We start from the raw sequence: 13,312 nt of genomic DNA on the forward strand, positions 1-13,312 counted from the left end.
CTGGGTGAACGCGCCTGCGTCGCGGCAACGCACGCCCACCTCGCCAGCGCTACGCGTCATGCCGTCCCGGCAGCCGGCCTCAACTCACGCCGTCAACCGCCAGGCACGATGGATGCGTGCATTCCGCTCGAAATCCGGATCAATGGTGCGTGGGCTGATCTCCTCACACTGCGCGAACTCGGCCACCGCCACCTCGTCCAGTTTGAAACGGCGGAAATTGTTGGAGAAATACAGCACGCCACCGGGCGCCAGCCGTGCCACCGCCGCACGTAGTAGACGCACGTGCTCGCGCTGGATATCGAAGTCGTCCGCGCGCGCCGAATTGGAGAAGGTCGGCGGGTCGCAGAACACCACGTCGTAATGCGCACGTTCGGCTTCCAGCCAGGCCAGCGCATCGGCCTGCACCAGCGTGTGGCGTGCGCCGCTCAGCCCGTTCAAGGCCAGGTTGTCGGCGCACCACTGCAGGTAGGTGCCGGACAGATCCACGCTGGTGGTGGCGCTGGCCCCGGCCACCGCCGCTTCCACGCTGGCGACGCCGGTGTAGCAGAACAGGTTGAGGAAACGCCGCCCCCTGCATTGCTGCGCCATGGTCCCGCGCAACGGACGGTGATCCAGGAACAGCCCGGTATCCAGATGGTCGAACAGGTTCACCCGCAGCAACGCGCCATGTTCGCGCACGTGGATGAACTCGTTGCGCTGCTCGAAACGGCCGTACTTGCTGCCGCCCTTGCCGCGCTCGCGCGACTTCAGCGCCACGCGCTCGGCCGGGACGTCGAAGACCTCGCGTGCGGCGGCGAGCAATTCGTTGAGACGGCGGCGGACATCGGCTTCGGGAATCGTCGCCGGCGCGGCGTACTCCTGCACATGCAGGAAGCTGCGCCGGTCGCCATCGGCCTGCTGGTATACGTCGATGGCGGCCGAGTACTCCGGCAGGTCGGCGTCATAGGCGCGGAAACATTCGATGCCTTCGCGGGCACGCCACTTCTTGAGTTTCTGCAGATTCTTGCGCAGGCGGTTGGCCACCATCTGCGCGCCATCGCTGAGCGCGGTCGGTGCCGCCAGCGGGGTGCGTCGCGGCACTGCGATCGGGTCGCAGACGATCAGGGCGCACTCGATCGCGCCATTGAACAGCTGGTACTTCTTGCCCGCGCGCAGGCCGGTCGCATAGGCCAGCTCGGCATTGCCGCACAGCAGACTGGCGCGCCACTGCGGCACGACCCGCTGCAAGGTGTCGCCGAGCCGGCGATACAACGCCGCATCGGCGGCCAGGCGTTCGTCGTAGGGCGGATTGCACACCACCGCGCCGGTGGCGTGTGGCGGCGTCTGCAGATCGCCCACCTCGCGCAGGCCGAACCAGATCGCTTCGGCCACGCCGGCGACCTGCGCATTTTCCCTGGCAGCACGGATCGCATGCGGATCCATGTCGCTGCCGTGGATCACCTGCTTCAGCGCGGCACGTCCGGCGCTGTCGCGATCGCGTGCCTCGTTCACCAATTGCTGCCAGCCCTCGCGGTCGAAACCGCGCCAGCGGCTGGGCACGTCGCTGCCATAACGCTGCAGGCCGGGCGCCACGTCGGCGGCCATCAGCGCCCCTTCGATCAGCAGCGTGCCGCTGCCGCACATCGGGTCCAGCAGGCCGCCGCCATCGGCATACACGCGCGGCCATCCGGCGCGCAGCAACACCGCCGCAGCCAGGTTTTCCTTCAACGGCGCCTCGTTCTGCGCCATGCGCCAGCCGCGCCGATGCAATGGACCACCGCCCAGGTCCACCGAAATGGTGGCGCGGCCCTTGCGCAGCGACAGGTTCAAACGCAGGTCCGGGCTGTCCACGTCCACCGACGGGCGTTCCAGGCCCTGCCGGCGCATGCTGTCGACCACTGCATCCTTGATGCGCTGCGCCGCGTAGCGGGCATGCGTGATGGCGGTACCGGAGACGTGCGCATCCACCGACAGGGTGTGCCCCACCGCCAGATGCTCGTGCCACGGCAACTCGGCAACGCCGGCGTACAGCGCGTCCTGATCCGGGCAGTCGAATTCGGTCAGGGGCCATAGCACCCGGCTGGCCAGGCGCGACCACAGCACCGCGCGCTGCGCATCGCGCAACTGGCCTTCGACGTTGACGCCGGAAATGGTGGCGGTGGCCTTGCTGGCCCCCAGCGTCAGCAGCTCGTCGGCAAGCAGGTATTCCAGGCCTTTGGCGCAGGATGCGAAGAATTTCACGTGGGCAGGTATCGATAAAGACGCTGGCCGCGGCGGCGAGCGTGGGAACAGGACAACGGGCCGGCGCCCGCAGGAGCTGGGCCGTGGCCGCCGTGGACGGGCGCAAATGGTCGGCCATCGGAGCCAGCATTACCAGCCCGTCGGCCAGACGTCCCCCTGCACGGTTCACCACGGTGCCAGCCCTCCCCGATGCCAGCGCCACCAGCGCACGCCGCTCAGTGCCCGGGACTGCCTGCAACGCCCACCAATTGCCGCGATGACCGGATCGCCCGGACCTGGCAGCGGCACCGCCGAACGCCGCCACTGCCGCGGGCGTACCGGCCAGTGACCGCCTCTCAGGCCTTGGCGGGCTTGTGTGCGATAACGGTGGGAAAGAGGCTGGCGCGATCGTCGATGAAACGGATGTCGGCAAAGCCGGCGCTCTCCAGTTGCCCGCGCGTTTGCGCGTGCGTGCGGAACGATGCCCAGCGTGCCTGCACGATATCGACGAAGATCTGGCTCTGCAATGCCAGCGCCGCCGGGTCGATCAGCGTCATCTGCCATGGCGAGTGCGCGCACAGGCTCGGAGGAGGAGTCAGGAAACTGGTCAGCAGCGTGCCGCCGGGCCGCAACCTGTGGAAGAACGCGCGATACAGGGCGATCACGCGCGCGTCGTCCGGCTCGTAGAGATTGAGTCCGTTACTGGTCAGCACGTCCACGCTGTCGGCATCGCCCTGCGTCCAGGCGTCTTCCAGCCGTAGCGACAGCCGCCCCTCCAGCCCGTACTGGCGCGCCAGTTTCAACGCACCTTCCAGCGCCTGCGGATCCAGGTCGATGCCGAGCAACTGCACCTCCGGACACTGCCGGTAGTCCAGGCTCAGCACGTCGCCCATCCAGCCGCAAGGCACCGAAGCCAGCGTCATGCCAGGCCGCAGCAGGGCCTGCAATTGCGCACGGAAGATACCGAACCGCTCGCGCGTGGCGAGCACGGCCGGGAGTGTCTCGAACAGGGCGTATTCCAGTGCCGGCGTGGCCTCGCGCGCCAGGCTGCCTGGTGGGTGCGTCACCAGGCGATGGGTCCAGGACGCATCCAGCCCGCGGTTGCGGAGCAGGAACCGGCCCAGCTCCACCTCCCATAGCGCATCGAGCAACTGCAGCAGGCGCTCCACCTCGGCCGCGGACCGTGCCGGGTCCTGGCCAAGCCGCGCCTTGATCGAGGCGAGCAGGGTCGCATCGTCCCGCGGCAGATCGCCCGCGTGCGAAATCAGGCGCGCCTGCGGCGACACCGGTTGCGTTTCGTGTTGCATCGTTCACCTCGTCAAGCGTTGATCGCGGTCCATCGACCATGGTGACGGCTGACGCTGGCCGCGACGGTGACCAGAGCGATGCAGTCTGCCGGCGAACGAACGCGACCGCAGGCCGAGGCAAGGCGCCGGGCAGCCATGCACACGGCTCAGCCCAGTCCGAATGCCGGGTGATAGGCGACGTCGGCCAACGGCAGCAGGCGGTCGCCGAATGCCAGCGCCTGCAGCTCGGGGACGACCGCGCCGGGCAATGTCAGGCCGGGTTCGACCGCGAATCCCAAGCGCTGGAAGAAGGCCGGCGCGCCCAACGCCACGCAGCCTGCCGCGCCGCGCTCGCGCAGCGTGGCCAGCGCGGCCTGCGCCAGCCGCGTGCCCAGGCCCTGCCGTTGATGCCCTGGCCCCACTGCCAGCGGACCCAGTGCATACCAACCGGACGCCTCGTCCGACAGCGCTACCGGCGACACCGCCACATGCCCGACCACGTAGCCCTCGTGATCGGCCACCAGCGACAGCGCCAGCGCGCCGTCTTCGCGCAGTGCGGCGATCACCTGGTGCGCGTCGTGGCGGCTTTGCGGCTCGCGCATGAACGCCACCATGGTCAGGATCTCGATGGCGGCCGCATCGCCTGCGGTGGCCTCGCGTATCAGCACATCCATCGTCATTGGCCGCGCGGCAGGCACGTGTGCGCGCGCATCACAGGCTGCCCAACAAGTCGGCGAACGCGCTCGCGGACACGTCCACGTGCGCGGCCAGATCGTGTTCGTCGTCGACCAGCAGCAGCCGCGCACACCGCGCCTGTGCCCAGGCGATCACGTCCGCCGCGGGAATCAGCGCATCGCGCCAGGCATGCACGATCGAGATCGGCACCTGCGCGGCGTCCAGCGCCGGCAGCGGGCCCATGGTCGTCGGCGGCACCATCAGGAACAGGCCCCTCACCGGCACCTGCAGCGACACCTGCGCGGCGATGTACGCGCCCAGACTGGAACCGACCAGCACCAGCGGCCCCTTGTCGGCAGCGGCGCGTGCGATCTGCAGCAGGCGTTGCAGCCGACCCTGCACATCGCCGAGCCGGCTGATGTCGCGCTGCGCGTCCAGGTCGGTGAAATCCGGGCGCTCGTGGGTCCAGCCCAGGCGCTCGGCCACCTCGGCCAGTGCGCTGACCTTGCGTGCCGCCGGGCCGCTTTCGAACCCGTGCGCCAGAATGCAGTGACCGCGACTCATAGCGCCTGCACCGCATCGCCCAGACGCAGCACGCCGCCGCGCAGGATGCGCGCGCACAGGCCGCCGTGCCCGCGCATCGCGTTATAGCCTCCCGCGCCCAGCGCCTCTTCCATGCGCGAGCAGGGGTCGCACGGTTCGGTGCCTTCCAGTTCGACATCGCCGATCCGGAACCGCCGCCCCTTCAAGGCAATCAACGGGATGCCGCCCACCACCAGATTGCGGCGCAGGGTGGCCGGCGCGATCGCCGCATGCCCGGCCAGTGACGCGATCACCGGCAGATGCTCGGCCTGGATCAGGGTGACTCCACGCTTGCCACTGCCGCCCTGGTAGCGATCGCCCACCAGACCGAGACCGGCGGTGGCCTGCACCGCATCCACCTCCAGCATGCGCGCATCGCGCGCAGGGCGCACGCCGATCCAGGTCACCTGACCGGTCTGCGGCAGCGTCGCCATCAATTTGCCCAGCGGGCTGTCGGGATTCAAAGCCATCGGGCAATGCTAGCATCCGCTTCATGTCCGATGCCGCCCTGCCGTCGCCGCCGATCACCTACGCGCCGTTGCCTTACGAATCGCGCCTGGCCCGCCGCGCGCTCGGCCAGATCGACATGGTGGTCATCCACTGCACGGAACTGCCGGACATGGCGATGGCGCGCGACTACGGCGAGCGCGTGCTGTACGACAGCGGCACCGGCAACAGCGGGCATTACTACATCGACCGCAACGGCAGCATCCAGCAATACGTCGCGCTGGACCGCGTCGCGCACCATGTCCGCGGCCACAACCCGCATACGCTGGGCATCGAACTGGTCAACAGCGGCCGCTATCCGCACTGGCTGGATTCGCGCCATCAGACGATGCACGAGCCCTACCCGGATGCGCAGATCGCCGCACTCGTCACGCTGCTGCAGTGGTTGCAACAACAGCTTCCTTCGGTACGCCGCATTGCCGGCCACCAGGAGCTGGACACCACCCTCGAAGCGGCCAGCGACGATCCGGCCTGCAAGATCCGGCGCAAGCTCGACCCCGGCCCGCTGTTCCCATGGGCACGGATCGAAGCGGCGGTTGCCTGGTCGCACCGCCTGCGCTGAGCGGCGCCCAAACGCACAGGTCTGTCCAAAGCCCGGCACGGCTGCGCGCGCGTGCCGCCCATCACGCTGGCGATCGATCCATTGCACCACTCCGGCCGATGCGCTGACGCGGCCGGGCGCGCTGCAATGCCATCGCTGCGATCGACCCAGAAATCGGCGCCACGCCTGCGCCGGCTCAGGGATCGGCGGGGCGATAGAGGGTTTCCCCCGCATTCACCGCAATCGCCAGGCGATTCTGCAACGGCGCGATGGGACAGACCGCATGCGGCGTGAAGGCGCAGGGCGGGTTTTCGGCCAGGTTGAAGTCGAGCACCACCTGGCCATCGTGCGGCAACGCGGTGACCAGATAGCGCGCGCCGCCGTAGCTCTCCTTGCCGCTGGTGCGGTCGGCGAACAGGAACACCAGACCGCCGCCATCCTGCGCGATCGGCTGCAGGCGGTAATGCCGTCCGTCGCGTGCGAACACCGCCTCGCCCGGCACCTGCACCGTCAGCGTGGTCCCGATCGACGTCAGCAGCGTCGCGGTGCGCGCGGGTTCGTAGGCTTGCCAGTGCGCCCGCACGCGCCAGCGCGGATCGGTGGGAAAGTACTCCAGCCCCTCGAACTGGCTCAATCCAGGCGCCGCCGGATCCCGCAACCGCCAGCCGAATGCGTGGCCGGTCTGCACCAGAAAGAACTGCCTCCCTTCCATTTCCAGGCGATCGCCCCGCTGCCCCGCACGCTCCGGCCGCAGCTCCGCGACCTGCACCGGCTGGCCGTTGACCGTCACCGCAGCGCCTTGTGCCACCTCGAATCGCGCATGGCCTTGCGCATCCAGGGTCAGCTGCCCCAGTTGCGCCGGCCCGACCGGCAGCACGATATCGCTGTCTGCATCGCTGCCCACCCGGTGTCGGCCCACCTGCACACGGCCCGAACCGATGAAACTCAGCCAGCCCTCGGGCGCACGCAGGCGCGCCAGGCGCTGCGCGCGGGCATGCGCCAGCGTCAGTTGGTAACTGGATTGCGCGTCGCCGAGCCGGTCCTCCGGCGTACCGTCGGCCTCGGCTGTCGACCCTGCACTACACGCCGCCATCGAACACAGCGCCACCCCCACGAGACAAGCTCGCCATTGCAGCCACATGCGCGTCCCCACCACCGCAAGAAACTGCGCTCCGCGCAGCGAGCCCGCACTTGCACAGGCCACCGTTCCTGCAGCCATTGTGCATGCATCAGCCCGTGGTTTCGACCGGGCGCGCCGGATCCTGCAGCCAACCGCTCCACGAGCCCGCGTACACACGCGCACCGGAAAGGCCGGCCACTTCCAGCGCCAGCAGCAGATGGCAGGCGGTCACACCCGATCCGCACATCACCACCGCCTGCTCCGGTGGATACGCTCCCAGCAACGCCGACAGCTCGGCGCGCAATTCCTCGGCGGGTTTGAAGCGGCCGTCGCGCAGACTCAGGCCCAGCGGACGATTCAGCGCGCCGGGCACGTGCCCGGCGACCGGATCGATCGGCTCCACTTCACCGCGAAAGCGCTCGCCCGCCCGCGCGTCCAGCAGCCAACCCGGCGGCTGCTGCAGCCGTGCCAGCAGATATTCGGCATCGACCACCGCATCGGCGTCGAAACGGCCCGGATATGCAGGGCCATCGCGCCTTGCCGGCAGCTGCGTCGTCTCCGGCAAGCCGGCGGCACGCCAGGCGGCCAGCCCACCGTCGAGTACCGCCACGCGGCGATGGCCCATCAGCCGCAACATCCACCAGGCGCGCGCGGCGGCCATGCTGCCGTCGCCCGCGTCGTAGACCACGACCTGACTCTGTGGATCGATGCCCCAGGCACCCAGACGCCCGGCGAAGGTCGCGCCATGCGGCAGCGGATGCCGCCCTTGCCCGGCGCGCGACAGGTCGGCCAGATCGCCATCCAGATCGGCGTAATGGGCGCCCGGCAGATGCCCCTGCGCATAGGCGATGCGTGCGGCCGCCGGATCCGGTGCGGTCGGCGGCGCAGCGCGCGCGTCCAGCAGGCGCAACTGCGGGTGTTCCAAGACAGCCGCCAGCGCGGCGCTGTCGACCAAGGTGGTCCAGTTCGGATCGGCACTCATGCAACCTGCTCCAGGCGGCGACGGAGATTGAGAAGAATGGCGGCGGTGGCGCCCCAGATGCGCTGCCCGGGCCAGTCGTATTCGAGCACACGCCGCGGCCGCCCGCGGAACTCCAGTTCCACGCTGCGCAGGTTGTCCGCCTCCATCAGGTAGGCCAGCGGCACTTCGAACACCTCGGCCACCTCGTCGGGCTGCGGGACTGCGACGAACGCGGGATCGATCACCGCCACCACCGGCGTCACCCGGAATCCGCTGACGGTCAGAAATGGATCCAGATAACCCAGGACATGCACCTGCTGCGCGCCCAGCGCGATCTCCTCGCAGCTCTCGCGTAACGCTGCGGCCGCCGCATCGGCATCGGAAGGCTCGATCCGCCCACCGGGAAAGCTGACCTGCCCGGCATGGTGACGCAGGCTGTCGGTGCGCCGGGTCAGCAACACCATGGTGCCTTCCGCGCGCGGCACCAGCCCGCACAGCACCGCCGCCTCGGCCAGGCGGCCGCCTTCACTCAGATCCACCAGTTCGGCGTGATTCCAGCCCGGTCCATCCGGTGCGGTGTCCAGCGGGTACAGCGCACGCTGCAGCTGCGCGTATTCGGCCAGCGCTGCCACCAGCGCGCGCGCCGGCAGCACGGTCTGCAACAACTCCTGGCGTTCGGTCTCACTCATGCTCATCCAGCGTGCGATTTCATCCAGGCTGCGCAGGCAACCGACGCAGTGCGACTGCGTGTCCAGCGAACATACACCGATACACGGGCTGGGCAGCCGCCCGTTGGCCGCAGCAGTGCCGCTCATCGCCCGCTCCTGGGCTCGCCGAAGTGGCTTCGCATCGCATTGCCCGAACAGTTGGACGGATCGAAACGACAACGCCGGCCCACGGCCGGCGTTGTCACTGCACCATCGGATGCGATTACTTGACGCTGACCAGCTTGATCTCGAACTGCACCGCCACGTTCGGCGGGAACGGGGTCCGCGGATCGGCGCCATAGGCCTTTTCCGGCGGCAGGGTCACTTCCCACTTGGAACCGGCCGGCATCTGCAGCAAGGTGTCGCGCATGGCCTGCATCTCGACTTCGCTGACCTTGATGGCCGGGATCTGCTGCGCCGGACGCGCCTTCTCACGGTCGCCGAAGGGGAACGGACCGGCCACTTCCAGCTGCACCGTGCTGGCCTGGGTCGGCTTGGCGCCCTTGCCCGCTTCGATCACGCGGTACTGCACACCGCTCGGCAGCGTCTGCACGCCCGCAGTGCCCTTGTTCTTGGCCAGGAACGCGTCGCTCTTGGTCTTGTTGGCGGCAGCGGCCTTGTCGTATTCGGCCTTGGCCTGCTGTGCACGGCCCTGCTCACGCTTCTGGAACGCTTCCACGGCCGGCTTCAGCTGATCGGCGGTGATCGCCGGCTGCTTCTTGGCGTAGGCGTCCTGCAGACCCTTGACCACCGAGTTGATGTCGAGCTGCTCGCCGCGACCGGAGAGCTCGGCAAGGTTGTTGCCGTAGTCGTAACCGAAGTAGTAGCTCAACTTGCCCTTCTCGGACGTCGTGTCCTGGGCCAGTGCATTGCCCGTCAGGGCCAGGGCCGCCACGGCGACCGCGATAGAACGCAACTTCATCAAACAATTCTCCAGGGTGGTGGCACAGGACGGGTCTGCCGCCTGAGATGACGCGCTAGGATAGCGGCCGCGATACCGAACCGCTACTTGTCGCGAAAGCTAGGACCAGCAAGGCTTTCGGAAGTTCCGCATTTACTATTTTTTTACGTTCGCAAGGTTCCCGATGTCCACTGACGCCATTCTGATCGCCGACCACGCCACCGTCCGGACCATTACGGTCAATCGACCGGACAAACTGAACGCCCTGAATCGCGACACCATGCTGGCGCTGGACCAGGCCTTTGCAGACGCGGCCAATGCCGATGACGTGCGGGTCGTGGTCCTGACCGGGGCCGGCCCCAAGTCCTTCGTGGCGGGCGCGGATATCGCCGAAATGAGCGCGCTGTCGGCAATGGAAGGACGCGAATTCTCCCTGGTCGGTCAACGGTTGATGCGCCGCATCGAACGCATGCCCAAGCCGGTGATCGCCATGGTCAACGGTTTTGCGCTCGGTGGCGGGCTTGAGCTGGCGATGGCCTGCCATCTGCGCATCGCCGCGGCCACCGCGCGTCTGGGCCAACCGGAAATCAACCTCGGCCTGATCCCGGGCTTTGGCGGCACCCAGCGCCTGCTTCGCCTGACCGGGCGCGCTGCTGCGCTGGAGCTATGCCTGCTCGGCGCGCCCATCGAAGCCTCCCGCGCCCTGCAACTGGGCCTGGTCAACCGCGTGGTGGAACCGGACGCCCTGCAACAAGAGACCCTGGCCATGGCGCAGCGCCTGGCAACCGCCGCGCCGCTGGCCGTGCGCGGCGTCCTGGACGCGGTGACGTTCGGCGGCGAATGCGGCATCGAAGAAGGTCTGCAGCTGGAAACCGCGCAGTTTTCGCTACTGTTCGCCAGCGAGGACATGCGCGAAGGCACTCGCGCCTTCATCGAAAAGCGCCCCGCGCAGTTCCGCAACCGGTGAGCGCGGCCATGCTGCCCGACACCGCTGCCTTACCCCGCCCGCTGCCTCTACAACTGTTCGACTGCGTGCAGGCCGACGATCTCGATCGCGCGCTGGCGCTTGGCTTGATGGACTACCGGCCCGAACCGCACGCCGACGCTGGCGATCCGGCGACCGCGCAGGTGGTTGCCGCGCTGCTCGCCGCGCAACAACGCCTGCGCGTTGCCTGGGCCGCCCGAGAACGCTACCGCGCACGCGCGGCGCGGCTGCAGCGGCGTGCCGCAGAACGCGATGCCCGCCGTACGCCACCACCGGCACCCAGCCAGCCGGCAGCCCCCGCGCTGCCGCCGTTGGCAGCGGCGATCCTGGCGCGCGCCAAAGCCCGGGCGGCAGGCCAGAACCCGACATGAGCGCCACGCCTTCGCTTGCTCCGGCACGCCGCGGCGGCCGCATGCGCAAGCCCGACATACAGGAAATGTTCGAACGCCTGCGCGAACTCAATCCGCACCCCACCACCGAACTGGAATACACCACCCCGTTCGAGTTGTTGATCGCGGTGCTGCTGTCGGCGCAGGCCACCGATGTCGGCGTCAACAAGGCCACCCGCAAGCTGTATCCGGTGGCCAACACGCCGCGCGACATCCTGGATCTGGGCGAAGAGGGCCTGAAGCGCTATATCTCCACCATCGGGCTGTTCAACGCCAAGGCCAAGAACGCCATCGCCACCTGCCGCATCCTGCTGGAGCAGTACGGCGGCGAGGTCCCGCACGACCGCGCCGCATTGGAGGCGCTGCCCGGCGTTGGCCGCAAGACCGCCAATGTGGTGCTCAACACCGCGTTCGGCGAGCCGACCATGGCGGTGGATACGCATATCTTCCGCGTCGCCAACCGCACCGGCCTGGCGCCCGGCAAGGACGTGCGCGCCGTCGAAGACCTGCTGGTCAAGGTCATTCCCGCCGAGTTCCTGCATGACGCGCACCACTGGCTGATCCTGCATGGCCGCTATGTCTGCAAGGCGCGCAAACCCGATTGCCCAGGCTGCGTGATCCACGACCTGTGCCGCTATCGCGACAAGACCCCCGCACCCGCCGAACGGCCGAGAGCACCCAAAGGCTGACCAGGCGTCACGACAACCAACCCGCAAACCGACGCCAGGCCATCACGCCGACAAAGCCGGCACGTGCTTTTGCGAATCCCAAATCCCGCTTCCCACATCCCGGCCCAAAAAAATCGCGACCGGATGATGCGTCTTATGGCGCCATGCATCATCCGATCGCGACACACTGGCCCCGGCGCGTACGCCGGGGCTGCAACGGCGTCAGGCCGCCTTGCGCGGCGCGTCCACCACCGCAGTTTCGGTTTTCGCCGGGCCTTCGACGCGACGATCCAGCTCGTTCCAGTCCACCACCAGTTCGCACCCGCGCGAAGCCGCGTTCCGGCTCCAATCACGCAGCAACTCGATGCAGGCGTGGTCGACGTGATGCAGCTTGGCCACGTCCAGATGCAGCGCGGTGTTCGGCGGCACGCTTTCCAGCGTACGCGCCATTGCCGGCACTTTCAGGAAGGTGGCCGAACCCTGCAGGGTCAGATGCATCTCGTCCTTCTTGTCGGCGTGCTCGCGCACTTCGACCTTCAGACGCGAGGAGTGCAGCGCCAGACGGAACAGCGACAGTCCGAAGCCGATCAGCACGCCGGTCAGCAAGTCGGTCGCCACGATCGCCAGAGTGGTCGCCAGATAGATCGCAGCCGTTCCACGGCCATAGGTCGCCAGTTCCTTGACCTGCCCGATCTTGATCATCTTCACGCCCGTGTAGACCAGGATGCCGGCCAGACACGCCACCGGCGTCATCCGCAACAGCCACGGCAGCAGCATTGCGAACACCAGCAGCCAGCTGCCATGCAGGATGGTCGACGCGCGTGTGGCGGCACCGGCCTGCACGTTGGCCGCACTGCGCACGATCACGCCGGTCATCGGCAACGCACCCAGGAAACCGCACAGCATATTGCCCACACCCTGTGCCGCCAGCTCGCGGTCGTACTGCGTGCGTGCACCCTGATGCATGCGGTCCACGGCCGCTGCCGACAGCAGGGTCTCGGCACTGGCGATGAACGCGAAGGTCACTGCCGACACCAGCAGCGTGTGGTTGAACACGCCGAAGATGTCGGAAACGCTGGGGATGGAGATCGCGGAGAACAGATTGGTCGGAACGTCAACGCGATTGACGTTCAGCCCCTGCAACTGCGCGGTGGCGGTGACGGCGACCACTGCGATCAGCGCGCCGGGCAGGAAGCGCAGACGCTGCGGACGCAGCTTCTCCCAAGCCAGGATGATGCCGATCGTCGCCAGACCCACGAACAACGCGGTGCGCCCGGTGCCTTCGCTGATGGCCTGCCACAACACGCCAGGCAGTGCAGCGAAGTTCTCCAGACCACGCGCCTTGGGCGCTGCATCCATCAGCACATGCGCCTGCGAGGCCACGATCAGGATGCCGATGCCGGACAACATGCCGGCCACCACGGCCGGCGATGTCATGCGGAACCACACGCCTGCGCGGCACAGGCCGGCGATGAGCTGGATCGCACCGGCGACCAGGATCACCGGCCCCAGGGCTGCGGCACCATGCTCACGCACCAGCTCGAACACCAACACAGCCAGGCCGGCGGCCGGCCCGCTCACCTGCAGAGGAGAGCCCGCCAGGAAGCCGACGACCAGACCACCGACGATGCCGGTAATCAAGCCTGCGGCCGGCGGCATGCCGGAAGCGATCGCGATGCCCATGCACAAGGGCAATGCGACCAGGAAGACCACGACCGACGACAACAAATCGCGCCCGAACAGTCCCTGACGGAAATATCCGCCGATACCTGATGTGCTCATGATCGGCTC

General features: G+C 68.1%; 14 protein-coding genes. 4 read left to right on the plus strand and 10 right to left on the minus strand.

Going from position 1 to position 13,312, the window contains the following annotated elements:
- Positions 1-84: 84 nt before the first annotated feature.
- The 5 genes from rlmKL to LL964_RS14840 form a co-directional block, all read right to left on the minus strand.
- Positions 85-2,220: a bifunctional 23S rRNA (guanine(2069)-N(7))-methyltransferase RlmK/23S rRNA (guanine(2445)-N(2))-methyltransferase RlmL gene (gene rlmKL / locus LL964_RS14820; protein WP_104587899.1), complete on the minus strand. Its 2,136-nt coding sequence runs from the start codon at positions 2,218-2,220 to the stop codon at positions 85-87.
- Positions 2,221-2,555: 335 nt separating this feature from the next.
- A complete protein-coding gene (locus LL964_RS14825) occupies positions 2,556-3,506 on the minus strand; it encodes an SAM-dependent methyltransferase (protein WP_104587900.1) in 951 nt (316 codons plus the stop codon).
- Between the two features lie 146 nt (positions 3,507-3,652).
- Entirely contained in the window at positions 3,653-4,159 is a 507-nt protein-coding gene (locus LL964_RS14830; protein WP_104587976.1) for a GNAT family N-acetyltransferase, read from the minus strand.
- A gap of 37 nt (positions 4,160-4,196) precedes the next feature.
- On the minus strand, positions 4,197-4,724 hold the full coding sequence (locus LL964_RS14835; RefSeq protein WP_104587901.1) for an alpha/beta fold hydrolase: 528 nt from the start codon (positions 4,722-4,724) through the stop codon (positions 4,197-4,199).
- On the minus strand, positions 4,721-5,212 hold the full coding sequence (locus tag LL964_RS14840) for an MOSC domain-containing protein (RefSeq protein ID WP_104587902.1): 492 nt from the start codon (positions 5,210-5,212) through the stop codon (positions 4,721-4,723). The genes LL964_RS14835 and LL964_RS14840 overlap by 4 nt, the downstream gene beginning before the upstream one ends.
- 23 nt (positions 5,213-5,235) lie before the next feature.
- Between LL964_RS14840 and LL964_RS14845 the strand changes: the two genes are divergently transcribed.
- Positions 5,236-5,811 (plus strand): N-acetylmuramoyl-L-alanine amidase, encoded by a 576-nt coding sequence (locus tag LL964_RS14845; protein WP_104587903.1) that lies wholly within the window; start codon positions 5,236-5,238, stop codon positions 5,809-5,811.
- A gap of 175 nt (positions 5,812-5,986) precedes the next feature.
- Here LL964_RS14845 and LL964_RS14850 read toward each other — a convergent pair whose 3' ends face one another.
- The 4 genes from LL964_RS14850 to LL964_RS14865 all read right to left on the minus strand — a co-directional run bounded on the left by LL964_RS14850 (position 5,987) and on the right by LL964_RS14865 (position 9,500).
- Positions 5,987-6,931 (minus strand): DUF1684 domain-containing protein, encoded by a 945-nt coding sequence (locus LL964_RS14850; RefSeq protein ID WP_104587977.1) that lies wholly within the window; start codon positions 6,929-6,931, stop codon positions 5,987-5,989.
- 88 nt (positions 6,932-7,019) lie between these two features.
- Entirely contained in the window at positions 7,020-7,892 is an 873-nt protein-coding gene (locus LL964_RS14855) for a sulfurtransferase (RefSeq protein ID WP_104587904.1), read from the minus strand.
- On the minus strand, positions 7,889-8,686 hold the full coding sequence (locus tag LL964_RS14860; RefSeq protein ID WP_104587905.1) for a CoA pyrophosphatase: 798 nt from the start codon (positions 8,684-8,686) through the stop codon (positions 7,889-7,891). The genes LL964_RS14855 and LL964_RS14860 overlap by 4 nt, the downstream gene beginning before the upstream one ends.
- A 115-nt stretch (positions 8,687-8,801) precedes the next feature.
- Positions 8,802-9,500, minus strand: a complete 699-nt coding sequence (locus tag LL964_RS14865) for an FKBP-type peptidyl-prolyl cis-trans isomerase N-terminal domain-containing protein (RefSeq protein ID WP_104587906.1) — start codon at positions 9,498-9,500, stop codon at positions 8,802-8,804.
- Between the two features lie 163 nt (positions 9,501-9,663).
- Here LL964_RS14865 and LL964_RS14870 point away from each other — a divergent pair, with 163 nt between their 5' ends.
- The 3 genes from LL964_RS14870 to nth are packed head-to-tail and all read left to right on the plus strand — an operon-like array spanning position 9,664 to position 11,542.
- Positions 9,664-10,446, plus strand: coding sequence for an enoyl-CoA hydratase-related protein (locus LL964_RS14870; protein WP_104587907.1), 783 nt, complete (start codon positions 9,664-9,666; stop codon positions 10,444-10,446).
- Positions 10,447-10,454: 8 nt separating this feature from the next.
- Entirely contained in the window at positions 10,455-10,835 is a 381-nt protein-coding gene (locus tag LL964_RS14875) for a hypothetical protein (RefSeq protein WP_104587978.1), read from the plus strand.
- Positions 10,832-11,542, plus strand: a complete 711-nt coding sequence (nth, locus tag LL964_RS14880; protein ID WP_104587908.1) for an endonuclease III — start codon at positions 10,832-10,834, stop codon at positions 11,540-11,542. Before LL964_RS14875 ends, nth begins: the two co-directional genes overlap by 4 nt.
- A gap of 201 nt (positions 11,543-11,743) precedes the next feature.
- Here the strand turns inward: nth and LL964_RS14885 are convergent, their stop codons facing one another.
- Positions 11,744-13,303 (minus strand): SulP family inorganic anion transporter, encoded by a 1,560-nt coding sequence (locus tag LL964_RS14885; RefSeq protein WP_104587909.1) that lies wholly within the window; start codon positions 13,301-13,303, stop codon positions 11,744-11,746.
- Positions 13,304-13,312 lie beyond the last annotated feature (9 nt).

This window comes from Xanthomonas melonis (assembly GCF_020783655.1).
GTDB classification, from domain to species: domain Bacteria; phylum Pseudomonadota; class Gammaproteobacteria; order Xanthomonadales; family Xanthomonadaceae; genus Xanthomonas; species Xanthomonas melonis.

What these genes read in the sequence shown, in the direction of transcription:
- LL964_RS14845 (WP_104587903.1), top strand. Translation starts at nt 5,236, where the DNA reads ATGTCCGATGCCGCCCTGCCGTCGCCGCCGATCACCTACGCGCCGTTG.
- LL964_RS14860 (WP_104587905.1), bottom strand. Translation starts at nt 8,686, where the DNA reads ATGAGCGGCACTGCTGCGGCCAACGGGCGGCTGCCCAGCCCGTGTATC.
- LL964_RS14835 (WP_104587901.1), bottom strand. Translation starts at nt 4,724, where the DNA reads ATGAGTCGCGGTCACTGCATTCTGGCGCACGGGTTCGAAAGCGGCCCG.
- LL964_RS14875 (WP_104587978.1), top strand. Translation starts at nt 10,455, where the DNA reads ATGCTGCCCGACACCGCTGCCTTACCCCGCCCGCTGCCTCTACAACTG.
- LL964_RS14840 (WP_104587902.1), bottom strand. Translation starts at nt 5,212, where the DNA reads ATGGCTTTGAATCCCGACAGCCCGCTGGGCAAATTGATGGCGACGCTG.
- LL964_RS14825 (WP_104587900.1), bottom strand. Translation starts at nt 3,506, where the DNA reads ATGCAACACGAAACGCAACCGGTGTCGCCGCAGGCGCGCCTGATTTCG.
- nth (WP_104587908.1), top strand. Translation starts at nt 10,832, where the DNA reads ATGAGCGCCACGCCTTCGCTTGCTCCGGCACGCCGCGGCGGCCGCATG.
- LL964_RS14855 (WP_104587904.1), bottom strand. Translation starts at nt 7,892, where the DNA reads ATGAGTGCCGATCCGAACTGGACCACCTTGGTCGACAGCGCCGCGCTG.
- LL964_RS14865 (WP_104587906.1), bottom strand. Translation starts at nt 9,500, where the DNA reads ATGAAGTTGCGTTCTATCGCGGTCGCCGTGGCGGCCCTGGCCCTGACG.
- LL964_RS14885 (WP_104587909.1), bottom strand. Translation starts at nt 13,303, where the DNA reads ATGAGCACATCAGGTATCGGCGGATATTTCCGTCAGGGACTGTTCGGG.
- LL964_RS14830 (WP_104587976.1), bottom strand. Translation starts at nt 4,159, where the DNA reads ATGGATGTGCTGATACGCGAGGCCACCGCAGGCGATGCGGCCGCCATC.
- LL964_RS14850 (WP_104587977.1), bottom strand. Translation starts at nt 6,931, where the DNA reads ATGTGGCTGCAATGGCGAGCTTGTCTCGTGGGGGTGGCGCTGTGTTCG.
- LL964_RS14870 (WP_104587907.1), top strand. Translation starts at nt 9,664, where the DNA reads ATGTCCACTGACGCCATTCTGATCGCCGACCACGCCACCGTCCGGACC.